Genomic DNA, 22,327 nt, shown 5'->3' on the forward strand with positions numbered 1-22,327 from the left:
CAAAACGCACTCGGGCTGTAGGCGCCACTTCAGCCGGCGCATTTATCGGCCCACACCGGTATTAACGGCCTGCTACGCGGGCCCTGCCGTCGCCCCCTTTCAAATCCATATCGCATCCCATAACGGGTAATCGCCCACCCGGTTAACCAGCCCCGCCCTGAGCGGGTTGGCAATAATGTATCTGGCAATCTGCCGCAGGTCTTCTTCCTGCCGAATGGCATGATCATGGAATCCCCTTTGCCAGCAGGCACCGCTTCGTCCCAGATGGTGGTTCACACGTCTGGCCGAACGGCCCTTGAAGGTATGGATCAGGCCCGCCAGAGAAGCAGCTTCATTCAATTGCAACAGCCAGTGCAGATGTTCGGGCATCAGCACCCATGCCAGCGACTGTGCCTGCTGTTGCTCCTGCAGATGCCGCAGCTCGCCGATCACTAGCCGGCCTGCATGCCAGTCATCAAACAACCGGCGGCGATGACGGGTGCAAACCGTAATATGATAGATCTGGCCTTCAATGGAGCACCTGCCTGCCAGGGCATGATGATAGGACATGGAGATGATGAGGTGGAGGGTCGTGGCAAACAGTGTAGTTTATGGAGCGCGGGCAACGCCGGTGTTAACGGCCTGCTACGCAGGCCCTGCCAGCTAAAGCGGCAGCTACAACACAAACTCCGTATTTCACAAACAGCTCGGACTGTAGGCGCCACTTTAGTTGGCGCGTTTATCAAGCAGCGCCGGTGTTAACGGCCTGCTGCGCAGGCCCTGCCAGCTAAAGCGGCAGCTACAATATCAGCTCCGTATGTCACAAACAGCTCGGGCTGTAAGCGCCACTTTAGTTGGCGCGTTTATCAAGCAACGCCGGTGTTAACGGCCTGCTGCGCAGGCCCTGCCAGCTAAAGCGGCAGCTACAACATCAGCTCCGGGTTTCACAAACAGCTCGGGCTGTAGGCGCCACTTTAGTTGGCGCATTGATCAGGCAACGCCGGTGTTAACGGCCTGCTGCGCAGGCCCTGCTTCGGACATCTTACCGTGCTGGGGCTGCAGATACCCGGCACTGCGCCCGGCGCTGCCACAGCAGCAGGGCGATCAGGGCATAAAGGCCGATCACCACCAGGCCCACCCACTCTATCTTGAGCGGGGTGAACTGGAACAGCAGCACCAGGCCGAACATCAGTGTCCAGTTCAGGGCCACGTAGCGCACCTGCCCCAGTTTCTCGGCCTCCATGCCCAGGTTGGTGGTATAGAGGCGGATCAGCGAGTCGAGGGAGTTGATCACAAAAATCACTCCCACCACCACCATCGACAGGTTCAGCAAGCCGCCGATCGCCAGGCTCTGCTCAAAATGCAGATAGAGCACGGAAAACCAGATGGCAATGGGAATGGAGGGCACCACCAGCATGGCGATGCACAGTTGCCAGGCCGGCAGGCCACCGGCAAAGCGGGCCACAAACTGGCCGATCATGATGCTCCAGGAAAACCACCAGAACAGATAAAAGGCGTGATAGTCGGTAATGGGCGTCACAAACCGGTGAATATGGGTGAAGTACTCACCAATGCCGGCCACCGTGCTGCCCAGCCCCTGTACCCCTGCCCCCGTGTTCAGCCACATGGCAAGGATAAGCGCGATAAACAGCCAGGTTGACGCCACGCTCAGCAGCTTCACATAACGCACGTCGGAGCTGGACCAGACCGCAGCCAGCACCACCAGTGCCACCAGCCCGTAGACCATGGCCGGCGGAATACCCTCGATATAACCGGGCAGGTAACTCAGGAACAGGTAACCGGTAAAGGCACAGGTGCCGATAATCACCAGGTTATTGATAAACTTGATCAGCGGGATTTCGAACAGCCTGACCCTGGGCTCGATCAGCACAAAATAGAAGGTGGTGAAGAAGTAAAAACCCCATACCAGAAAGCCCCAGAAGCCAAACTCGATGGCCAGGGGATTGGCAAAGCCGTATTCCGCCTCGCTGGCATAAACGGGAAATTCGGTGAGCGGAAACATCACCAGGCCCACGTCCAGCCCAGAGGTAAACAGAATGGCAATAAAGGTAAACAGGGAGGTGGGCATTTCCCCCTTGCAGCGCACCCGGCCGTAACGCAGCAATATCCACACCGACGCGGTCAGCGTCAGCACAATGGCAACAGACAACACCATATCCATGGCAAAGTTCCTCTTTTGTTGACTCCATCAATCGGTTCGTGCCCAACGGCACTGTGATCATCCGTGTGTTACTTGCTGGCCTTTAAACCTCACATTAATTGAACGATCAATCAATACCCCACTGTAAAAGCAGGAGAGAATCAGAATATGCTGATTGCGACCCGGGACCTGGCTGTTTGCGACAAGAAGGTAGGGTATAAAAAAGGACGGCATTCGCCGTCCTTTTGCTGGGCCGGTTAAACCCGGCTCGCGTCCGTCGCCGGAGCGGCGCGGTTGTAAACGGTTTCGTCCAGCTCGTTTTCGCTCTTGCCGATCAGCACCGACACCATAAGATCGCCACACACGTTCACCGTGGTACGGGCCATGTCGAGAATACGGTCGATACCGGCCACAATGGCCAGACCTTCCAGAGGCAGGCCAACGGTGGTCAGCACCAGCGACAGCATGATCAGGCCGGCACCGGGCACACCGGCAGTACCAATGGAGCCCAGTGTCGCGGTCATAATGATCAGAATGTAATCGGACATGGCCAGATCCACGCCAAAGGCCTGGGCCACGAACACGGCACAAATACCCTGATACAGCGCGGTGCCGTCCATGTTGATGGTGGCACCCAGGGGCAGTACAAAGCTGGACACACCCTGAGACACGCCCATTTCCTCACGGGCCGCCTTGATGGAGGCCGGCAGGGTGCCGGAGCTGCTGGTGGTGGTGTAGGCCACGGCAGCCGGGTTGATCAGGCCTTTCAGGTAGCGCACCGGGTTCAGACGGCCTACCAGGCTGATCAGGCCGCTGTACACCACCACCACGTGGATCAGGGCACCCACATACACCAGGGCCACCACCTTGATCAGCGGCAGCAATACTTCCAGGCCGTACTTGCCCGCCACCCAGGCCATCAGGCCAAACACACCGTAAGGGGCCAGCTTCATGATGATTTCGGTCAGTTTGTACATGCCTTCGGCCAGGCTTTCAAACACACGAACAGCCGGCTGCGCCTTCTCGCCGCACAGGGTCAGGGCAATGCCCAGTCCCAGGGCGAACACAATGATCTGCAGTATGTTGCCGGCGGCCATGGCACCGATGGGGTTTTGCGGGATCAGCGCCAGCAGAGTGTCCACCATGGAAGGGGCTTCTTTCGCCGACACCGGCTCGGTAATGGTCATGTTCATGCCGGCACCCGGGGAAAACAGCAGCGCCAGTGCCAGACCAATGGTAATGGCCACCGCCGTGGTACCCAGGTAAAGCACAACGGATTTGAGACCGATACGGCCCATCTTGCGGGTGTCCTGCATGGAGGTGACACCCACCACCAGAGAGCAGAATACCAGCGGCACGATCAGCATCTTGATCGCGTTAATAAACAACGTGCCAATTGGCTTTAACAGCTCGGCGTCCGGCCCCATCAGGGTGCCCGCAATCACGCCCAGCACCATGCCTACCAGAATTTTTTTCCAGAGCGCCAGTCCGCTCCAAAAGCCGGTACGGCCCTGCACTGCTACTGTCTGTTCCATCGTTGGTTCCTTGATTTTTTGATGTCGAGGTATACAGCCGGACGCCCCTGTGCGGGTGCGGTCCAAACCATCGGTATCTGGCGCTCACTCGCCAATCCCTGACCAGACAACAGCAAAGCCCATGCCAGTTTCTGAAAACTCCATTAAGCAACTGTTTATTAATGAATTTTTAATCAAGGTTGAATGGCAGCACAAAGCGGAAGGGGTATAACCAAAGTTATGAGCAAGGTCACAATGGAGAAGAAAAGTAATTTTTATCAAGGTGATAGGCAGGTTAACCCGGGTTATAACCCTTAACCCGGGTTATAGGGGTTCAGGCCTCGTCGGCCGCGGCCTTTTTCAGCCGCTTGCTCAGCGCCGGCTGGGAGATGCCCAGCAGACGGGCGGCCAGCGACTGGTTGCCCTCGGCCCGGCGCATGGCCTCGGCCACCAGCAGATCACCCACTTCATTCAGCCTGGGCAGGGTCGGCATTTGGCTGAAGGGGCCGGATTCGGCTTCGCCTGCTGGCAGAACCTGTGTTTCCTGCTGGCCAAGGGCCTGGCGAAACACCTCCATCGACAGCATTTTCGACTTGTGCCGGCTCATGGCGTCATAGGCCAGCGCCCGCAACTCGCGCACATTGCCGGGAAAGGCGTAGTTGGCCAGCAGCACCGGCAATTCCCTGGGCAGGGTGGGCACGGTTTTGCTCAATTCCGCCGCCGCCTCGGCAAGAAAGTGCTCCAGCAACAGGGGAATATCATCCTTGCGCTGGCGCAGCGGTGGTATCTCCACCTGATGGGTGCGCAGCCGGTAGTAGAGATCCTTGCGGAAAGAGCCGTCCTGCTGCTTGCGGGCCAGATCCTGATGGGTAGCCACCACGATGCGGGCACGCAGGCGTTTGGGCCGGTCGCTGCCCAGAGGGTAATACTCCCCTTCCTGCAGCAGCCGCAGCAGCTTGACCTGGGATGCCAGGCTCAGATCCCCAATCTCGTCCAGAAACAGGGTGCCACCCGCGGCCTGTTCAATCATGCCGGCCCGGGCCCGCTCAGCCCCGGTAAAGGCCCCCTTGTTATGACCGAACAGGGTGTCGGCAAACACATTGTCGTCCAGCCCGGCCACATTCACGCTGATCACGGGCCCGTTGCGGTTGCTCAGGGCATGAATGGCGTGAGCAATCAGCTCCTTGCCCACGCCGCTCTCGCCACAGATCAGCACCGGCTGGCTGCTGGCAGAAATGGCCTCCAGATACTGAAACACCGAGCGCATGCCCTTGTCCTGGGTAATGATGCCGGCAAACACCTCGGGGTGCTCCAGGGTGTCGGTGAGAAAGCGCCGGCGCATTTCTTGGTTTTCCAGCCGCATTTCCTGGCTGGCAATGGCCCGGCGAATGCCGCCGATCAGCCGGTCTTCTTCCGTGGTCTTGACGAAATAGTCGTAGGCTCCGAGGCGAATGCAGTTGACCGCCGTTTCCAGCTGGTTCAGCCCGCTGACGATGATCACCGCAATCTCGGGGTATTCCTCCACAATTTGTTGCAGCAGGGTTTCGCCGGACAGATGCGGCATGGTCAGGTCCAGCAGCACCAGGCCAATGGGCTCCCGGGCAATGATGCCCATCACCTCCCGGCTGTCTTCGCAGCGGTAAATATGATTGATGCCGCCCCGCCGCTCCAGAGCAATGCTGAGGCTGCGCAGAAAGGGGGCTTCGTCATCCACCAGCAGCACGCCGAAGCCGGGATAGAGGTTGCTTTTGATCACGATGGGGTTCCTTTTATCGCAGGCAGCGTCAGGGTGGCGCGGGTGCCCCTGCCCGGCTCGGAGTCATACTCCAGCCGGCCGCCATGCTCCTGCACGATGCCGGCAGACACGGACAAACCCAGCCCGATGCCGCCCTGCTCGCGCTTGGTGGTAAAAAACGGATCCTTCAGCCGGGACAGGTTGTGGGGCTCGATGCCCACCCCCTGATCGATAATGTCCAGATACAGCTCATTGCCCTGGGCCCGGTAGCCGGTGCGGATAAAAATGCCCTGCTCCGGGCTGGTCAGGGCCTGGCAGGCGTTGACCACCAGGTTGACCACCACCTGCTCAATGCGCTGGGCATTGCCCCTGAACGGCGGCAGGTCCGGTGCGCAGTCCACCTCCAGCCGCTGGCTGGACTTGCGAATGGTGTTGTCGACCAGGCGGATCACCGTGGCCACCAGGGCATTGAGATCCACGTTTTCGGTGAGCTCCGCCGGGCCCTGGCGGGCAAAGTCGCGCAGATCGTCCACTATACGGCGAATGCGGCCGGCGCTGGCCTGCATGTCGTCGAGCATGGCCGGCAGCTCCTCGCGCATGCGGCTGTAGGGCAGCCCGGCCAGGTAGAAGTCGCCCTGCTGCTCATATTGCGCCTCCAGCAGCGCTTCCAGATCGGCAAAGGCGTCTTTCAGCACCGGCAGGTTCAGCAGCAGCAGGCTGCTGGGGTTGTTGATCTCGTGGGCCACCCCCGCCACCAGAATCCCCAGGGACGACATCTTGTCGGCCTGGATCAGCTGCTGCTGCTGCAATTGCAGCTTTTCGCTGCGCCGGGCCACTTCCCGGGCCAGCATGCGGTTCCAGATCACAATGCCGCCCAGCACCACCAGCAGCAGCGCCGACACCAGGGCGGCGGCCAGGCCGATTTTCTTCCAGGGCCAGCCGCCCTGCTCCAGCGGCCCGAGCCACTTGTCGTAAATTTGCTGGTAACGACCGGTATTCTTGAGAATGGCCAGCCCTTCGCTGAACCCCGCCAGCAGCGCCTCGTTGCCCCTGGCCACCGCATAGCCGTAGCGCTGGGGGCGAAAGGGCTGGCCCACCGGCACTATGTTGGAGAGCTCCAGCTCACGGCCCAGATAAAGGCCCGGCAGGTTGGCGACCAGGGCATAGTCGTGCCTGCCCGCTGCCAGCAGACGCAGGGCGGTGGCATGGGTGTCGACCAGCACCAGTTTTGCCCCCACCTCACTGTGCAGCAGCAGGTCGTGCATAATGCCGCCCCGCTGCACAATCACCTCCCTGCCGCGCAGCGCGGCCAGCGCCCGGGCCTCGCCTTCCCCTTTGCGGGCAAAAATGGACTGATGCACGATGGCATGGGACGGCGAAAAGCTGTAATCGTCGCGGCGCTCGTCAGAAAAGGTCATGCCCTGCAGCACATCCAGCTCGCCCGCATCCAGCGCCTGGCGCATGCGGTTCCAGTCGCCCAGGCGAATGTCTACCTGCATGCCCATGACCTCGGCAATGGCGCGGGTCAGCTCCACGTTGTAGCCGTCGGGCTCGCCGTCTTCATTAAGAAATTCATAGGGCGGATAGTCGTGATCACCGCCCACGCGAATAATGCCGTCCCGGTACGGCTCTGCCGCCATGGCACCGTCCAGGGCCAGCCCCCACAACAACAAACACACCCAGAGCCGTTTCATGGTTTCGGTTCCGCCCGGCCGTAATGGTGCTCGCACACTTGCCAGAAGGCCTCGGCGGTGTCGGACAGGGGCCGGCTGCAGCGATAGAGGCAGACATTGAGCGGCCACTGCCAGTCGCTGCCGCCGCAGATCACCAGAAAGCCCTGGCGCAATTCTTCCCGAATGGCAAAGCTCGGCACCCAGGCAATGCCCATGCCCTGCATGGCCATCACCTTGAGGCTGTCGGCCAGGGGCGACTCAAATGCCTGGTGCAGGGTGACCGGGCGCGGCCGGCGGCGCAGCAAGCGCGCCACACAACGACCGAGAAAAATCTCTTCGGGGTAGCCAAGATAAGGCAAGGCTTCTGCATCGGCTGAGTCCAGATTAAACACGGGCCGGCCGTCTTCGTCGGCCCGGCACACCGGCACCAGCTGCTCGGTTTGCAGCTCAAAACGGTGAAACTGCGCCGGTGCCAGGCCGGGATCGTCAAAAGCCAGCAGAAAGTCGCAAATGCCGTTTTTCAGGGCCTGCACGCTGTCGTCCACATTAGCCACCAGCTGACGGGTGCTGATGCCTTCCAGCTCCCGCTGAAACGACTGCAAAAAGGCGGGAAACAGGGACAGCGACAGGGTGTGAGACACGGCAAAGTCGATGGTATGAACGCCGCGCTGCTTGATGGAGCGCAGGTGGCTGATGCTGTCGGCCAGCTGGGTCACCAGGTTGCGGGCGGTAATGCGAAACAGCCGGCCCTCATCGGTGAGCTGCACCGGCATGCTGGTGCGATCGACCAGCTCGCAGCCCAGGGCGGCTTCCAGCGCGCGAATGCGCCGGCTGAAGGCGGGCTGGGTCATGTGCCGCTCCTCGGCGGAGCGGGAAAAGCTCTGGGTGTGGGCCAGGGACAAAAAGTCTTCCAGCCATTTTGTTTCTATGTTCATGCACCACCCTCGGCTTTTTCACAGCATCGGTCAGCCTGCTGACCGGTTCGGGCGGCATTATATCATTCGGTGGCGGCCTTGCTCAGCGCAATGTTGTGCCATGCCCATCCCGCACCGGATATAACAAACCGGCATAACAGTGCCATCCTGTTGATATTTCAGGCCCAGCCTGGCGGTTATGCAGAGCGGGTATAGGGGGTACTCAAACGGCATTGTCGGTACCCTCGCCGGCTGCTTTAGGCTGCCAAAAAACAGCCTGGAGACTTTCTGATGCGTTCCCTTATTGGCATTCTTGGCGGCATGGGGCCGCTGGCCACCGTTGACTTTGTGACCAAAATCATTCACCAGACCCCGGCCAGCCGGGATCAGGATCACCTGCCGCTGCTGGTGCATTCGGTGCCGCAAATTCCCGACCGCACCGCCTGCCTGCTGGAAAACAGGGAGTCGCCTCTTGCAGCCCTGCTGAAAGGGCTGAACACCCTGATAAGCGGCGGTGCCGGCTGCATTGCCATTCCCTGCAACACCGCCCATTACTGGTATGAGCCGCTGGCTCAGGCGAGCAGCGTGCCCATTTTGCATATTGCTCAAGCCTGCGCCGAAGCGCTGGCACAGGAAAAAATCACCTCCGTGGGCCTGCTGGCCACCGACGGTACCCTGAAGGCCGGCTTTTATACGCGGGAGCTGGCGGAATACGGCATTGCCCTCACCACCCCCCAGCAGGAACTGCAGCGCCGGGTGATGGAAGGCATTTATCTGGTGAAGTCCGGTGCCCTTGAGCAGGGTGCTCAGGTGCTGGACGGCTGCATGGCCGACATGCTGCAGCAGGGAGTGGAGCGGGTCATTCTGGGCTGCACCGAAATTCCCGTGGCGCTGAACGCCCTTGACTCGGTCCATGCCCACCTTGGCATGGACGCCACCCGGGCGCTGGCGGCGGCCTGTGTGCAATGGCACCAGCAGCAGCCAATGGCGGTGGCGGCGTGATCACGCCGCCAGCTTGGTGTTTCTTGGTCAGGCCACGCAGGGCGCCACCATGGAGGCGGGGCTGAGCACCGCCGCCAGCCGCTCTTCACTGAGCAGCTGCTCTTCGCGCACCAGCTCGGCCACGGTGGCGCCGCTCACCAGTGCCTGATTGGCAATGCGGCTGGCGTTGTCGTAACCGATGTGAGGCACCAGGGCGGTGATAATGCCGATGCTGTTGTGCAGGTGAGCGGCGCACTGCTCTTCATTGGCCTTGATGCCGCGTACGCAGCGGGTGTCGAGCATGCGAATGGCCTCGCCCAGCATGCGGCTGGAGTTAAGCAGGTTATAGATGATCAGCGGCTCCATGGCATTCAGCTGCAGCTGGCCGGCCTCCGCCGCCAGGGTCACCGCCATATCGGCGCCGATCACCTGAAACGCGGTCTGGTTCATGGCCTCGGGGATCACCGGGTTCACCTTGCCGGGCATGATGGACGAGCCGGGCTGCATGGCGGGCAGCTGAATTTCACCCAGGCCGGTGCGCGGGCCGCTTGAGAGCAGGCGCAGATCGTTGCTCAGCTTGGACAGCTTCACCGCCAGCCGCTTGAGCACGCTGGAGAAGGTGACGAAGGCGCCCATGTCGGAGGTGGCTTCCACCAGATTGCTGGCCAGGCTCACCGGCTGGCCGGACACCTCGGCCAGGTGCTTCACCGCCAGCGGCGCATAGTCGGGATGGGCGTTAATGCCGGTGCCAATGGCGGTGCCGCCCAGGTTCACCTCGCACAGCAGGCGGCAGGCGTCGTCGATGCGGGCTTCTTCTTCGCCCAGGTTAACGGCAAAGGCGTCGAACTCCTGACCCAGGGTCATGGGCACGGCGTCCTGCAGCTGGGTGCGGCCCATTTTGAGAATGTGGGCAAACTCTTCGGCCTTGGTAGCCAGGCTCTGCTGCAGTCCGGCAATGGCCTGCTTGAGCGGCTGGGCGGCAAACACGATGGCCAGCCGGGCGGCGGTGGGATAGGCGTCGTTGGTGGACTGGGAGCGGTTCACGTCGTTGTTGGGATGCAGGTGTTTGTATTCACCGCGGCCATGGCCCAGCTTGGCCAGCGCCAGGTTGGCAATGACTTCGTTGGCGTTCATGTTGGTGGAGGTGCCCGCCCCGCCCTGAATGAGATCCACCACAAACTGATCGTGCAGGGCGCCGTTGATGATATCGGCACAGGCGGCGTTAATGGCCTCGGCCTTGTGGGGCTCCAGCTGGCCCAGATCCCGGTTGGCGTGAGCGGCGGCAGACTTGACCATGGCCAGGGCGTTGATCAGCTCGGGAAAGTGGCTGATGGGCACGCCGGTAATGGTGAAATTCTGCTGCGCCCGCTGGGTTTGAATGCCGTACCAGGCCTCGGCCGGCACCGGCTGTTCGCCCAGTAGATCCTTTTCGATACGTGTTTGCATGGGGTACCTGCTTTGTGGGGTTTGTGCTGTTCAGGCCCCTATTACAGCAGTGCGCACGCGCACTGAATATTTGACGCCCTGACTCAAGCTGATGCTGAATGATGCACGAACTGCGTCACAAAGCGACTGTTGCACCCTGTTGCAGCAAAATAACCTTCGGTATACTGACGCCAGTTTCATGGAGCCGTTATGCACCAAGATTTCGCCAAAAACCTGCGCCTGCTCTGCAGTTACTACAAGTCGGTGGCCGAAGTCTGCCGCCGGCTCAAGATCAACCGCCCCCAGTTCAACCGCTACCTGAGCGGCCGCTACAAGCCCTCGGCCCACAGCCTGCGCCGGCTGTGCGACTTCTTCGGGGTGGAAGAGCATGAAATACTGATGCCCCACAGCCAGTTCGAGCTGCTGATCCAGGTGCGGCCCAAGCCCCAGGTAACGGAAGAAGTGCACCCGGAAACCGAGCACATGAGCCTGCTGCAGGCCAACTCTCACGGGCTGGACAAGTATCTGGGCTATTACTTTGAATACCATTACTCCATGGCCTTTCCGGGCAAGATATTGCGCAACCTGCTGTGCCTGGAGCGCCGGGGCAACGGCGTGTATTACCAGCGCACCGAGCGCCTGCAACAGGCCCCGGGCGAGCGGGTGTATCACAGCAAATATCTGGGCATGGCCCACCTGCTGGCAGACCGCATTTTTCTGGTGGACTATGAATCGCTTACCGGCAACCAGATCACCCAGACCATACTGATCCCCACCTTTAAAAGCCGGGTGGGCCGGTTAAGCGGCCTGCGCCTGGGCGCCTCCGCCAGCGGCGAGCGCATTCCCAGCTGTACGCGAGTGGTGCTGGAATATCTGGGCCGGCAGGTGGACATTCGCCGTACCCTCTCCCTGTGCAGCACCTTTGACGCCGACAGCGGCCAGATCTCCGGCACCATTCTTAACGCCATCGGCAACGACATGGCCCCTCACGAACACCACTTTCGGGCCAGGCATTATTTTTGATGGATATTACGGGCCGGTATGCCTGCGGCCCGGTTGTTCGGTCAGATAGCACTGTGACTCTGGGAAAATCTACCCTGTCCAAGGGTATGTTTGTTATCTGATATAAATAACCTCTCTGCTGCTTTTTAACTGTCAACTAATACAGGTCGGGAGCATACTTTGTTCAATATGTGTCCTTCTGGCGTTCGTGCGTAAATTTTCGAACTTTTTCCAGAACGAAATGGTGAGAATTTCACGTAGGAACGCAAGATTTGAACTCAAAATACACAATTTTGAAATGTGCTCGCGCCCTGTCAACTAATATATCCCCACGACGTTCAAGCTATTAATGTTGTTCTGAACGCTTCTTGCTCAACCTTCAGGTTATACAGCTCTGAATATTCTCAAGCGTACTTGCACCTAACCCCTTTTAAATTAGGGCTCAGTTTTTAGATTACAGGCTAACAAGTAATCCCTAGTTAGGGACAGCGACACAACGAGGGAACTACTATGAGCGTTAACGCTAACATCAAGCAGGTAATGACCGTGGCTACTGCCGTGTTCGCCGGTGGCGGAGTGCCCATGCTGTGGGGGCCGCCGGGTGTAGGCAAGAGTATTGGCATGGCCTACTACTGCCAGCAACGGGCAGCCGAACTGGGGCTGCAGGGGGTAGCGGAGTACGGCGACCAGCCCAAAGACCCGAGTAAATGGTTTGGTTTTATTGACCTGCGGGCCACCGACAAAGACCCAGTGGACATGGGCGGGCTGCCGGATAAGGACGAGACCACCGGGGTGATGATCCGACTATGCCCGGACTGGTTTCCGCACACCGGGCGCACCGACTTGCCCGACCACGGCGTTCTGTTTATCGACGAAGCACCCAGTGCTCCGCCCAGCGTGCAGGTGACCTGCTATCAGATTACCCAAGAGAAGCGCATCGGAGCCTACAAACTCAAACCGGGATGGAGCGTGGCCATGGCCGGCAACCGAGTCACCGACAGCGGCGCGTCCTTCAAAATGCCAGCACCCTTGGCCAACCGTATCCAACATTTGCACGTAAGTTCGGATTCGACCTACTGGCTGAACGAGGTGGCCAGCATCATTGAGCTGGAGCCGCTGGTGCAAGCTTTTATTCGCTTCCGCCCGGATTTGCTCAATACCTTTGAGGCGCACCTAGAACACGGCCGCAAGGAGATGGCTTTCGCCACCGAGCGCTCATGGCAAAAACTGTCGGACATTCTCAAAGCCAGCCCCAGGCTACTGGATGACCGGGTGTCGTTGATGATGCTGACCGCTGGTACCGTGGGCGAGGCACAAGCGGTGGAGTTTTGCAGCTTTGTGCAAATCTGGCAGGACATGCCGGACATTGACCAGATACTAGCCGATCCGGTTCAAGCCCCAGTTGAGTTCAACGCCGCCACTACCTATGCGGTGCTGACCGCACTGGCGCACCGAGCTGAGAGCAAGACTTTCGCGGCCATCATGGCCTACTTGACCCGGCTGTCGCCGGAGTATGCCGTGGCCGGTATCAAGACCGTCAATTCCCGGGACAACGGCCGCGAAATATACGCCACTGAGGCGTTCATCAAGTGGTCGACTGAGTACGGTCACCTGCTGGGCTGAGCCCTGCTCCACGAGAAGCAGGGCGTTGCACGAGGAATACCACAACAAGGTACGCATTGAGACACACATTATGGAAATCGTACAAAAGGCGATAATCCAACTGGTGCTGCGGCAACCGACCTACGCCGCCATCCTGATGGATATGGACATCGTTTATGACCCAACCACGCTGCCGCCGGGGCTGCCCCGGACGGTGCTGACCGACTCAAAAACCCTGTATATATACCGGGGTTTTGTGGCCACGCTGAGCCTGCCCGATATGATGCGGGTACTCAAGCACGAGGCGCTGCACATCATGCTGCTGCACTGCGCCACCAGCCGCTTCCCGCCAACGCAGTACCGCCGGGAGGTGCTGATGCTGGCGGTGGACCATGTGGTCAACAACATCATTCTGGCCGAGGACGGGGCCATCGAGGGCATCGACTGGGTATGTGATAGTCAGTATCGAAACTGGAGCGTGGAACAGGTGTACAAGGATTTGTTGCTACAACAGCAACAACACGAACAGGGGCGAGCTGGTGCTGATAACGATGACGGTGGGGGTTGTTGCGATACTAATACTGGTAGCGGCGGTAATTCTGATTCCCTAACTAGGGATAATCCGTCGCTGCAATCCAACGACGTGATTGCCAACGACGACCCCGGGGCCGAAGTCGAGACCCGGGTGCGGGTGAGCAAGGCCATCGCCGTGGGCAAGGCCATGGGCAAGGGGGTGAGTCCGGCGGTGCGTGAGCTGGTGAGCCAGCTGATAACTCCCAAGGCCAACTGGAAGGAGGAACTGGCAGACTGGTGCAAGCAAACCAGCCGCGACGACTACTCGTTTACCCGGCCCAACCGCCGCTTTCTGTGGTGCGGCATAAAACTACCGGGCATGTATTCACCCACCGGCAGCATGGCTGCCCTGGCGGTGGTGCTGGACAGCTCGGGCTCAGTCAGTTGCGACGAGGTGCTCCGCTACCTGAGCGAGATCGCCTGTGCCGCTAACGACTGTAACCCCACCGAGTTGTACGTGGCGATAGTCACCACTGAGGTAGAGGCGGAATTTCACCTGACCCCGCCGTTCGACTTCGCCCCAGTGGCCAAGGCCGTTACCAGTGGCGGCTCCGATATGACCGCCGGGCTGCGCTGGGCCGAGAGCCTGCCGGTCGACGTTAACGGCGTGGTAGTGTTCACCGACGGCTACACCCCCTATGGCCACCCGCCCGAGCTACCGGTACTGTGGGCCATGACCACCAAGCAGCGTGCACCCTATGGCCGCACCCTTTACGTCGGTGATTGAAATCCGGTGTCACATGAAACACAATGAGGGTTGAATAATAAATCAGCTGTTAGATATGAACACCATACCCCACCAAGCTATGCTCACTCCCACTGGGGTACACCGCAAAGACGACCGGCTTATGAACAACAGAACCCTGCTGGAACTGGCGCCAGAGGACCCACGAGTGTCGCACCGTAACATGCAACTTGAGGTGTTCCTGCGATGCCTGCACGGCTAGCTCGACGAACATGAAGCTTTGGACACCATAGGTATCCCCCAAGCGACACGGGTCATTAACGCCATGCTGACGATGGAGGACTAACCGTGGCCATGGACGCTCACCAGCAACGCTATACCTTCCTACTCACAGCTGCCAGCAACGTGTTGCGGCAGTGTCTATACCCCCACTACCGGGTGTACAACGCGCAGTATTACTACTTGGTGGTGCTACCCAAACAGGGCGATGTATTGTTCGGGCCCAATGTGCGTCTGACCCCACTCGACTTCGAGGTAGAGTACTACTGGCAACTACGTTTTCGCGCCGAACGAAAGCAAGGTTTTTTGCGCGAGATCGACCTAGCCAGTGACCTGACGCTGGAGCGGGCAGCGACCATCATTCGGCTGGAGCTTTGACCATGAACTGGGCCGAGCGATCAATGAACCTGAAACGGGAATTGGGTCGGTAAGCTCCGTAACAGTTCACCGGGAGTGGCTTGACACGAACAGTTCTTCAGGAATGGGATAATGTGTTTCTCGACGCAGGCCCGGGTCACCGATCGTAACCATTCCTGCGGACAGCGACCTAAGAGTTTGGCGATTTCCACCAGCGACAAAATGCGTTGCCGGAACAGCTCGCCCTAGTGTGCGCAGACCTCTTTGCTGCCTTTACACACAGCACATAGCCGCACAGCGCCCGTTCGGTTTCGTTGTTGGTCCAAGGTGCGTTCAACAGCGCCGATATCATGTATGAACATTTTAATGCTTAGATACCAGACTATGATGATATTGTCTAGAACGCTCCACCTATCAACATTTCTCTAATGATCGGGGCGGCTTGTTCCACTGTATATATCCCCATATCAATAGAATAAGGGGATTCAGTTAAACTCTTGACATTCAAAGGGTATAACTCAAACTCTCTTTTAAGCCACCACATATGAAACAAGACTTCTAAATATGGAATTTCAGCATAGTGCTCTAAAGTTGGCCTTAGTAAAACACATGGCTTTTTCACTCGCCGTCCTTCGCTATCATATTTTACCCAGTACCGCTCTCCCGGTTTTTTGTAACGTATCGTGATATCCCACCCATCAGTACAAACCATATAATTTTCCTTACTAACTAGCAAGTAACGAAGTTCTTTCATCACAAGATCCAGCTTAGCACTGTCAGCCATGCTCAAACTTAGAGGCGCTCCACACTCATCCCTCATAACAAATGACTCCTTATTTTTTCATGGCAAAGTCCACCCCAACTATAATAGCAGCTTGGCTATCTACAACACTTTCTATAAACCGCTCTTTGGATATTATCCTGCCCCTGTGGTCGACTCGGTGGTGCGCAGCGCGGTCACGCAAGCCCGTAAAAAGCTGGGCAGCGACGTGGTGCGTGATATCTTTCGGCAAACACTATCCGGTCAGAAAGAAAAATGCCGCTCACCTTAAGTGAACGGCATTAGGCTCCCGCCGGCGTTTTTATTTCACTCCCTTACTCAGGTTGCCCCTGCCCCGCATAGGCCAGCTGCTTTTCGGTAAAGGCTTCAAAGCGCTGTTGCCAGTCCGACAGGGTCAGGTCGGTGGTGCCGGTGACCTGCACCGCCGTGACCTTGTATTCCGGACAGTTGGTGGCCCAGTCGGAGTTGTCGGTGGTGATCACGTTGGCGCCGCTGTGGGGGAAGTGGAAGGTGGTGTACACCACCCCCGGCTGCATGCGCTGACTGTGCCGGGCCCGCAGCACCGTGCTGCCGGTGCGGCTTTGAATATTCACCGGCTGGCCGTCGGCAATGCCCCGGGCGCTGGCGTCGTGGGGGTGAATTTCCAGCACGTCCTCGCTGTGCCACACGTTGTTGTCGGTGCGCCGGGTCTGGGCGCCCACGTTGTATTGGCTGAGAATACGGCCCGTGGTCAGCAGCAGCGGAAACGCCTCGCTCACCCGCTCGGTGGTGGGAATAAACTCGGTCACCACCATGCGTCCTTCACCGATGGGGAAGCTGTCACCGTGCATGATCGGCATGCCGTCCGGGTGCTCGTCGTTACAGGGCCACTGAATGCTGCCCATGCGTTCCAGCCGGTCGTAACTGACCCCGGCAAAGGACGGCGTCAGCGAGGCGATCTCGTCCATGATCTCCGACGGGTGCCGGTAGTGCATGGGGTAGCCCAGGGCGTTGGACAGCGCCATGGTCACTTCCCAGTCTTCCTTGCCCGCCAGGGGCGCCATTACCCGGCGCACCCGGTTGATGCGCCGCTCGGCGTTGGTAAAGGTGCCGTTCTTCTCGAGGAAGCTGGCCCCCGGCAAAATCACATGGGCGAACTTGGCGGTTTCGTTAAGGAAAATATCCTGCACGATCAGCAGCTCCAGGGAGCGCAGCGCCGCCTCCACATGCTGGGTGTTCGGATCTGACTGGGCAATGTCTTCGCCCTGCACATACATGGCCTTGAACCGGCCTTCGATGGCGGCGTCGAACATGCCTGGAATGCGCAGCCCCGGCTCGGCATCCAGCCCCGCGCCCCACACCGCTTCAAAGCGGGCACGCACGGCGGCGTCGGTCACCGGCTGGTAGCCCGGCAGCTCGTGGGGGAAGGAGCCCATGTCGCAGGAGCCCTGCACATTGTTCTGGCCCCGCAGCGGGTTTACCCCCACCCCGGGCCGGCCAATGTTGCCGGTGGCCATGGCCAGGTTGGCGATGCCCATTACCGTGGTGGAGCCCTGGCTGTGCTCGGTCACACCCAGGCCGTAATAAATAGCGCCGTTGCCGGCGGTGGCATACAGCCGGGCAGCCTCGCGCAGTTGCTCCGCCGGCACGCCGATCACGGCGCTCATGGCCTCGGGGGCATGGCGCGGATCGATAATAAAGTCGCGCCAGGCGGCGTACTCCTCGGGGGCACAGCGGGTGGCGATAAAGTCCTGGTCTTCCAGCCCTTCGGTCACAATCACGTGAGCCAGGGCGTTCACCAGAGCCACGTTGGAGCCCGGACGAATGGGCAGATGCAGGGCTTCATCGGTATGCGGACTGTCCAGCAGATCGATGTAACGGGGGTCGGCCACAATCAGTTTGACGCCCTGGCGCAGCCGCTTGCGCAGCAGCGAGCCGAACACCGGGTGGGCGTCGGTGGGATTGGCGCCAATCACCAGAATGCAGTCGGACTGCATCACCGAATCAAAGTCCTGGGTGCCCGCCGACTCGCCCAGGGTCATTTTCAGGCCATAGCCGGTGGGGCTGTGGCACACCCGGGCACAGGTGTCGGTGTTGTTGGTGCCGAGCGCAGCCCGCACCAGCTTCTGCACCAGGTAGGTTTCTTCGTTGGTGCAGCGCGACGAGGTAATGCCACCCACGCTGTTGCGGCCGTGCTGTTGCTGCACCTCGCGCAGGCGCCGGGCGGCAAATTCAATGGCTTCCTGCCAGCCCACTTCCCGCCAGGGCTGGTCGATAGACTCCCGGATCATGGGGTGCTTCAGCCGGTCCTTGTGGCTGGCATAGCCAAAGGCAAAACGCCCCTTCACACAGGAGTGGCCGTGGTTGGCCTGGCCGCCCTTCCAGGGGGTCATGCGCACCAGCTCATCGCCCTTCATCTCGGCCTTGAACGAGCAGCCCACGCCGCAATAGGCGCAAGTGGTGATCACGCTGTGCTCGGGCTGGCCCTTGTCGATCACCGACTTTTCGCTGAGGGTGGCGGTGGGGCAGGCCTGCACGCAGGCGCCGCAGGACACACAGTCGGAATTGAGAAAATTCACTCCCTTGCCGGTGGAAATCCTGGAGTCAAAGCCGCGCTTTTCCACGGTCAGGGCAAAGGTGCCCTGCACCTCGCCACAAGCGCGCACGCAGCGGGAGCAGAGAATGCACTTGCTGGCGTCAAAGGTGAAATAGGGGTTGGACTCGTCCTTCGGCAGGCTCAGGTGGTTTTCGCCGGCAAAGCCGTAACGTACCTCGCGCAGGCCCACGGCGCCGGCCATGTCCTGCAGTTCGCAGTCGCCGTTGGCCGGGCAAGTCAGGCAGTCGAGGGGGTGGTCGGAGATATACAGCTCCATGATGTTGCGGCGCAGTTTGGCCAGCGCCTCGGTCTGGCTGCGCACCACCATGCCCTCGCTCACCGGCGTGGTACAGGACGCATGCATGCCGCGCCGGCCTTCAATTTCCACGGTGCACAGCCGGCAGGAGCCAAAGGCCTCCATATTGTCGCTGGCACAGAGTTTGGGAATATTAATGTCCACCAGGGCGGCGGCGCGCATCACGGAGGTGCCTTCCGGCACCGTCACTTCCACCCCGTCTATGGTCAGGCTGACCTGTACTTCCGACAGGCGGGCCGGGGTGCCCAGATCCTTTTCGGGAAAAAAATGTTCAACCATCAGGCATCGCCTCCCTGGCGCTGAAAGTCTTCGGGAAAGAGGGTATAGGCGCTTTTCACCGGAAAGGGTGTCATGCCGCCCATGGCGCACAGGGAGCCCTGAATCATGGTGTCGCACAGGTCTTCCAGCAGCGCCATATTGGCGTCGCGGTTTTCGCCACGCATGATGCGGTCGATCACCTCTACGCCCCGGGTCGAGCCAATGCGGCAGGGGGTACATTTGCCGCAGGACTCCTCCACACAGAATTCCATGGAAAAGCGCGCCTGCTCGGCCATGTCGACGCTGTCGTCAAACACCACCACGCCGCCGTGGCCCAGCACGGCGCCAATGGCGGAAAAGGCCTCATAATCGAGGGCAGTGTCGAACTGCGCCGGCGACAGATAGGCTCCCAGGGGTCCGCCCACCTGCACCGCCCGCACCGGCCGGCCGCTGGCGCTGCCGCCGCCAAAGTCGTCAATCAGCTCGCGCAGGCTGTGCCCAAAGGCCAGCTCCACCAGGCCGCCCCGGGCTATGTTGCCGGCCAGCTGGAACGGCAGCGTGCCCCGGGAGCGCTCCACACCAAAGCCGTGATAATGCTCGGGGCCGTCCCGCAGAATGGAAGGCACCGCCGCCAGACTGAGCACGTTGTTCACCACGGTAGGCAGGCCAAACAGGCCCTCGATGGCCGGCAGCGGCGGCTTGGCCCGCACCATGCCGCGCTTGCCTTCCAGGCTTTCCAGCAGCGAGGTTTCTTCGCCGCAAATATAGGCGCCGGCGCCCAGGCGCACTTCCAGCGCAAAGGCGCGGCCACTGTTTTGAATATTGCTGCCGAGATAACCGGCGGCCTCGGCCCGGGCAATGGCCAGGTTGAGATGGCGGTGGGCCAGCGGGTATTCCTCACGCAGGTAGATATAGCCCTGAGTGGCGCCCACGGCGAGGCCGGCGATAATCATGCCCTCAATCAGCATATAGGGGTCGCATTCCATTACCAGCCGGTCGGCAAAGGTGCCGGAGTCGCCTTCATCGGCGTTGCAGACAATGTATTTTTGCGCACCGGCGGCATCCAGCACCGTCTGCCATTTAATACCGGTGGGGAACGCCGCGCCGCCCCGGCCGCGCAGGCCGGAGGCCTTGACCTGGTCCACCAGCTGCTGCGGGCCGAGTTCCAGGGCGTTATGCAGGCCGTCAAAGCCGCCTGTGGCGCGGTAATCCTCCAGTGACACCGGATCGGTCACACCCAGCCGGGCAAAGGTGACCCGCTGCTGCTTCTTCAGCCAGGGAAGCTCGTCGGTTGGCCCCAGGGCCAGGGGGTGATCATCGCCGAAGTGGCTCTCCAGCAGCGAGGCCACGTCGCCGGGCTCTACCGGGCCAAAGGCGCGGCGACCGGTGCCGTCGTCCACTTCCACCAGGGGCTCGAGCCAGAACAGGCCGCGGGAGCCGTTGCGCACCAGCTCAATCTTCAGGCCACGGGCTTCGGCCTCGCGGCTTATCAGGGTGGCCACATCCTCGGCGCCCAATGACAGCGCCGTGGTCTCACAGGGAACAAAGACGCGCAGGCTCATCAGTTCAGCTCCAGTTTGTAGGTGGTCAGGTCATCCACCAGGCGGTCAAAACGGGCCGGGTCCATGCGGCCCTTGATGTGCTCCCCTACCCGCACCGAGGGGCCGGTGGCGCAGTTGCCCAGGCAATAGACGGGTTTGAGGGTAATGCTGCGATCGGCCGTGGTCTGGCCGTAGTCCACCCCCAGCCTGGTTTTGGCATGGCTTTCAAGCGCGCGGGCGCCCCGGGCCTGACAGGCCTCGGCCCGGCACACTTCCACCACATGGCGGCCGGGCTGTTCGGAGCGGAAATAATGATAAAAGCTCACCACCCCATGCACATCGGCGGCGGTGCTGCGTAAATGGCGGGCTATCACCCCGATGGCGGCATCGGGAATGTAGCCGAAATGATCCTGAATACCATGCAGGATGGGCAACAGGGCGCCGGGTTTGTGTTTGAGTGACGTCACTATTGTTTCAACAGTGTCTGAAACGCCTGCTTGAGTCTCATCCATAACAGTATCAACCTTGTAAAACGGTGATGGCGGTGCGCGTTAGCCACCGCCATTTACAGTGCGTATGGCCCGGCCGCTCCTGACCGGGCGTGATAAACCCTGCACGCCCGCATTGAGAGTGCAGGGGTTACCCTAGCGGTTGTCAGGCCACCATACCATGGGGGTCGATCACAAATTTCTTGGCTACCCCACCGTCAAAGTCGGCATAGCCCTGCACCGCCTGATCCAGGGAAATCACCTGCACGTTCACGGCCTTGGCGATCTGCACCTTGTCGAACAGGATCGCCTGCATCAGCGGGCGGTGATACTTCATCACCGGACACTGGCCGGTATGGAAGGAGTGGGACTTGGCCCAGCCCAGGCCAAAGCGCATGCTCAGCGCCCCTTCCCGTGCCGCCTCGTCCACCGCGCCCGGATCTTCGGTCACATACAGGCCGGGAATGCCGATCTGGCCGCCGGCGCGGGTCACTTGCATGGCAGAGTTGAGCACGGTGGCCGGCGCCTCCTTGCCGTGGTTGCAGCCGCAGGCATGAGCCTCAAAGCCCACGCAGTCCACGAAGGCATCCACTTCCCGTTCGCCCAGAATGACTTCCAGCTTGTCTTCCATGGAGCCGTCTTCGCGCAGGTCAATGGTCTCGCAGCCAAAGCTGCGGGCCTGGGCCAGGCGATCCGGGTTCATGTCGCCCACGATCACGCAGGCCGCGCCCAGCAATTGAGCCGAGGCGGCGGCCGCCAGGCCCACGGGGCCGGCGCCGGCAATGTAAACGGTGGAGCCCGGACCCACGCCGGCGGTCACGCAGCCGTGGAATCCGGTGGGGAAAATGTCGGACAGCAGGGTGAGATCGCGAATCTTTTCCAGCGCCTGATTCGGATCCGGGAACTTCAGCAGGTTAAAGTCGGCGTAGGGCACCATCACGTATTCGGACTGGCCGCCGACCCAGCCACCCATGTCCACATAGCCGTAGGCGGCGCCGGGGCGGGCGGGGTTGACGTTCAGGCAGATGCCGGTCTTGCCTTCCTTGCAGTTGCGGCAGCGGCCACAGGCAATGTTGAAGGGCACGGAGACGATATCGCCTGGCTTGAGAAACTCCACATCCCGGCCGCATTCGATGATCTGGCCGGTGATCTCGTGACCCAGCACCAGGCCGGAAGGCGCCGTGGTGCGCCCGCGCACCATGTGCTGGTCGCTGCCGCAGATGTTGGTGGACACCACCTTGAGAATAACGCCGTGATGGCAGGCCCGGTTGCCCAGAGACAGTTCGGGAAAGGCAATGGACTGCACTTCAACCTTGCCCGGCCCGGTGTAGACCACCCCTCTGTTACCGTGTATTGCGCACATAATCAGCATCCTTGTTCTTGACGAGTGTCGCGCTCACCAATGAGCGCACCCGGCCTGGGGCAACATCTGGTTCACAGGCCGGCTCCCAGTAGACTGCCGAATGCATTTGGCCACATTGCTGATTA

General features: G+C 60.3%; 17 protein-coding genes and 1 pseudogene. 5 read left to right on the forward strand and 13 right to left on the reverse strand.

Annotated features, from left to right (window positions below):
- Positions 1-99 precede the first annotated feature (99 nt).
- The 6 genes from DA373_RS00470 to DA373_RS00495 all read right to left on the reverse strand — a co-directional run bounded on the left by DA373_RS00470 (position 100) and on the right by DA373_RS00495 (position 7,997).
- Entirely contained in the window at positions 100-549 is a 450-nt protein-coding gene (locus tag DA373_RS00470; RefSeq protein WP_107850401.1) for an REP-associated tyrosine transposase, read from the reverse strand.
- 472 nt (positions 550-1,021) lie between these two features.
- Positions 1,022-2,161, reverse strand: a complete 1,140-nt coding sequence (locus DA373_RS00475) for a BCCT family transporter (protein WP_107850402.1) — start codon at positions 2,159-2,161, stop codon at positions 1,022-1,024.
- 236 nt (positions 2,162-2,397) lie between these two features.
- Positions 2,398-3,675, reverse strand: a complete 1,278-nt coding sequence (locus DA373_RS00480) for a dicarboxylate/amino acid:cation symporter (protein WP_107850403.1) — start codon at positions 3,673-3,675, stop codon at positions 2,398-2,400.
- A 313-nt stretch (positions 3,676-3,988) separates the two neighbouring features.
- Positions 3,989-5,410, reverse strand: coding sequence for a sigma-54-dependent transcriptional regulator (locus tag DA373_RS00485; RefSeq protein WP_198650189.1), 1,422 nt, complete (start codon positions 5,408-5,410; stop codon positions 3,989-3,991).
- Entirely contained in the window at positions 5,407-7,083 is a 1,677-nt protein-coding gene (locus DA373_RS00490; RefSeq protein ID WP_232821154.1) for a transporter substrate-binding domain-containing protein, read from the reverse strand. Before DA373_RS00490 ends, DA373_RS00485 begins: the two co-directional genes overlap by 4 nt.
- On the reverse strand, positions 7,080-7,997 hold the full coding sequence (locus DA373_RS00495; protein ID WP_107850404.1) for a LysR substrate-binding domain-containing protein: 918 nt from the start codon (positions 7,995-7,997) through the stop codon (positions 7,080-7,082). Before DA373_RS00495 ends, DA373_RS00490 begins: the two co-directional genes overlap by 4 nt.
- Positions 7,998-8,267: 270 nt before the next feature.
- Here DA373_RS00495 and cuyB point away from each other — a divergent pair, with 270 nt between their 5' ends.
- On the forward strand, positions 8,268-8,978 hold the full coding sequence (cuyB, locus tag DA373_RS00500) for a cysteate racemase (protein ID WP_107850405.1): 711 nt from the start codon (positions 8,268-8,270) through the stop codon (positions 8,976-8,978).
- Between the two features lie 27 nt (positions 8,979-9,005).
- Here the strand turns inward: cuyB and DA373_RS00505 are convergent, their stop codons facing one another.
- Positions 9,006-10,403 (reverse strand): aspartate ammonia-lyase, encoded by a 1,398-nt coding sequence (locus tag DA373_RS00505; protein ID WP_107850406.1) that lies wholly within the window; start codon positions 10,401-10,403, stop codon positions 9,006-9,008.
- A 189-nt stretch (positions 10,404-10,592) separates the two neighbouring features.
- On the opposite strand from DA373_RS00505, the gene DA373_RS00510 reads away from it, so the two are divergent.
- The 4 genes from DA373_RS00510 (at position 10,593) to DA373_RS00530 (ending at position 14,901) form a co-directional block, all read left to right on the forward strand.
- Positions 10,593-11,405, forward strand: a complete 813-nt coding sequence (locus DA373_RS00510; protein ID WP_107850407.1) for a helix-turn-helix domain-containing protein — start codon at positions 10,593-10,595, stop codon at positions 11,403-11,405.
- A gap of 489 nt (positions 11,406-11,894) precedes the next feature.
- Complete coding sequence (locus tag DA373_RS00515) at positions 11,895-13,007, forward strand: hypothetical protein (RefSeq protein ID WP_107850408.1); 1,113 nt, start codon at positions 11,895-11,897, stop codon at positions 13,005-13,007.
- Between the two features lie 70 nt (positions 13,008-13,077).
- Positions 13,078-14,286: a vWA domain-containing protein gene (locus DA373_RS00520; RefSeq protein WP_198650190.1), complete on the forward strand. Its 1,209-nt coding sequence runs from the start codon at positions 13,078-13,080 to the stop codon at positions 14,284-14,286.
- Between the two features lie 306 nt (positions 14,287-14,592).
- Positions 14,593-14,901: a hypothetical protein gene (locus tag DA373_RS00530; RefSeq protein WP_157953660.1), complete on the forward strand. Its 309-nt coding sequence runs from the start codon at positions 14,593-14,595 to the stop codon at positions 14,899-14,901.
- Positions 14,902-14,967: 66 nt separating this feature from the next.
- Here the strand turns inward: DA373_RS00530 and DA373_RS00535 are convergent.
- From DA373_RS00535 to fdhA, 6 genes and pseudogenes are all read right to left on the reverse strand, one after another.
- Positions 14,968-15,202: pseudogene (locus DA373_RS00535) on the reverse strand (IS66 family transposase); the annotation flags it as partial.
- 75 nt (positions 15,203-15,277) lie between these two features.
- On the reverse strand, positions 15,278-15,634 hold the full coding sequence (locus DA373_RS00540; RefSeq protein ID WP_157953661.1) for a hypothetical protein: 357 nt from the start codon (positions 15,632-15,634) through the stop codon (positions 15,278-15,280).
- A 341-nt stretch (positions 15,635-15,975) separates the two neighbouring features.
- Positions 15,976-18,831, reverse strand: coding sequence for a formate dehydrogenase subunit alpha (fdhF, locus tag DA373_RS00550; protein ID WP_107850413.1), 2,856 nt, complete (start codon positions 18,829-18,831; stop codon positions 15,976-15,978).
- Positions 18,831-20,372 carry a formate dehydrogenase beta subunit gene (locus DA373_RS00555; protein ID WP_107850414.1) on the reverse strand — a complete coding sequence of 514 codons (1,542 nt, stop codon included), beginning with the start codon at positions 20,370-20,372 and terminating at the stop codon, positions 18,831-18,833. Before DA373_RS00555 ends, fdhF begins: the two co-directional genes overlap by 1 nt.
- On the reverse strand, positions 20,372-20,863 hold the full coding sequence (locus tag DA373_RS00560) for a formate dehydrogenase subunit gamma (RefSeq protein WP_107850415.1): 492 nt from the start codon (positions 20,861-20,863) through the stop codon (positions 20,372-20,374). Before DA373_RS00560 ends, DA373_RS00555 begins: the two co-directional genes overlap by 1 nt.
- Positions 20,864-21,005: 142 nt before the next feature.
- Positions 21,006-22,202, reverse strand: coding sequence for a formaldehyde dehydrogenase, glutathione-independent (gene fdhA, locus DA373_RS00565; protein WP_107850608.1), 1,197 nt, complete (start codon positions 22,200-22,202; stop codon positions 21,006-21,008).
- Positions 22,203-22,327 lie beyond the last annotated feature (125 nt).

This window comes from Oceanimonas marisflavi, from assembly GCF_003049725.1.
Classification (GTDB): domain Bacteria; phylum Pseudomonadota; class Gammaproteobacteria; order Enterobacterales; family Aeromonadaceae; genus Oceanimonas; species Oceanimonas marisflavi.

Excerpts from the sequence above, each read along its gene's own strand:
- DA373_RS00505 (WP_107850406.1), bottom strand. The coding sequence starts at position 10,403 with ATGCAAACACGTATCGAAAAGGATCTACTGGGCGAACAGCCGGTGCCG.
- DA373_RS00515 (WP_107850408.1), top strand. The coding sequence starts at position 11,895 with ATGAGCGTTAACGCTAACATCAAGCAGGTAATGACCGTGGCTACTGCC.
- DA373_RS00475 (WP_107850402.1), bottom strand. The coding sequence starts at position 2,161 with ATGGATATGGTGTTGTCTGTTGCCATTGTGCTGACGCTGACCGCGTCG.
- DA373_RS00540 (WP_157953661.1), bottom strand. The coding sequence starts at position 15,634 with ATGAAAGAACTTCGTTACTTGCTAGTTAGTAAGGAAAATTATATGGTT.
- DA373_RS00490 (WP_232821154.1), bottom strand. The coding sequence starts at position 7,083 with ATGAAACGGCTCTGGGTGTGTTTGTTGTTGTGGGGGCTGGCCCTGGAC.
- fdhF (WP_107850413.1), bottom strand. The coding sequence starts at position 18,831 with ATGGTTGAACATTTTTTTCCCGAAAAGGATCTGGGCACCCCGGCCCGC.
- DA373_RS00480 (WP_107850403.1), bottom strand. The coding sequence starts at position 3,675 with ATGGAACAGACAGTAGCAGTGCAGGGCCGTACCGGCTTTTGGAGCGGA.
- fdhA (WP_107850608.1), bottom strand. The coding sequence starts at position 22,202 with ATGTGCGCAATACACGGTAACAGAGGGGTGGTCTACACCGGGCCGGGC.
- DA373_RS00510 (WP_107850407.1), top strand. The coding sequence starts at position 10,593 with ATGCACCAAGATTTCGCCAAAAACCTGCGCCTGCTCTGCAGTTACTAC.
- DA373_RS00520 (WP_198650190.1), top strand. The coding sequence starts at position 13,078 with ATGGAAATCGTACAAAAGGCGATAATCCAACTGGTGCTGCGGCAACCG.
- DA373_RS00560 (WP_107850415.1), bottom strand. The coding sequence starts at position 20,863 with ATGGATGAGACTCAAGCAGGCGTTTCAGACACTGTTGAAACAATAGTG.
- DA373_RS00470 (WP_107850401.1), bottom strand. The coding sequence starts at position 549 with ATGTCCTATCATCATGCCCTGGCAGGCAGGTGCTCCATTGAAGGCCAG.
- DA373_RS00555 (WP_107850414.1), bottom strand. The coding sequence starts at position 20,372 with ATGAGCCTGCGCGTCTTTGTTCCCTGTGAGACCACGGCGCTGTCATTG.
- DA373_RS00495 (WP_107850404.1), bottom strand. The coding sequence starts at position 7,997 with ATGAACATAGAAACAAAATGGCTGGAAGACTTTTTGTCCCTGGCCCAC.
- cuyB (WP_107850405.1), top strand. The coding sequence starts at position 8,268 with ATGCGTTCCCTTATTGGCATTCTTGGCGGCATGGGGCCGCTGGCCACC.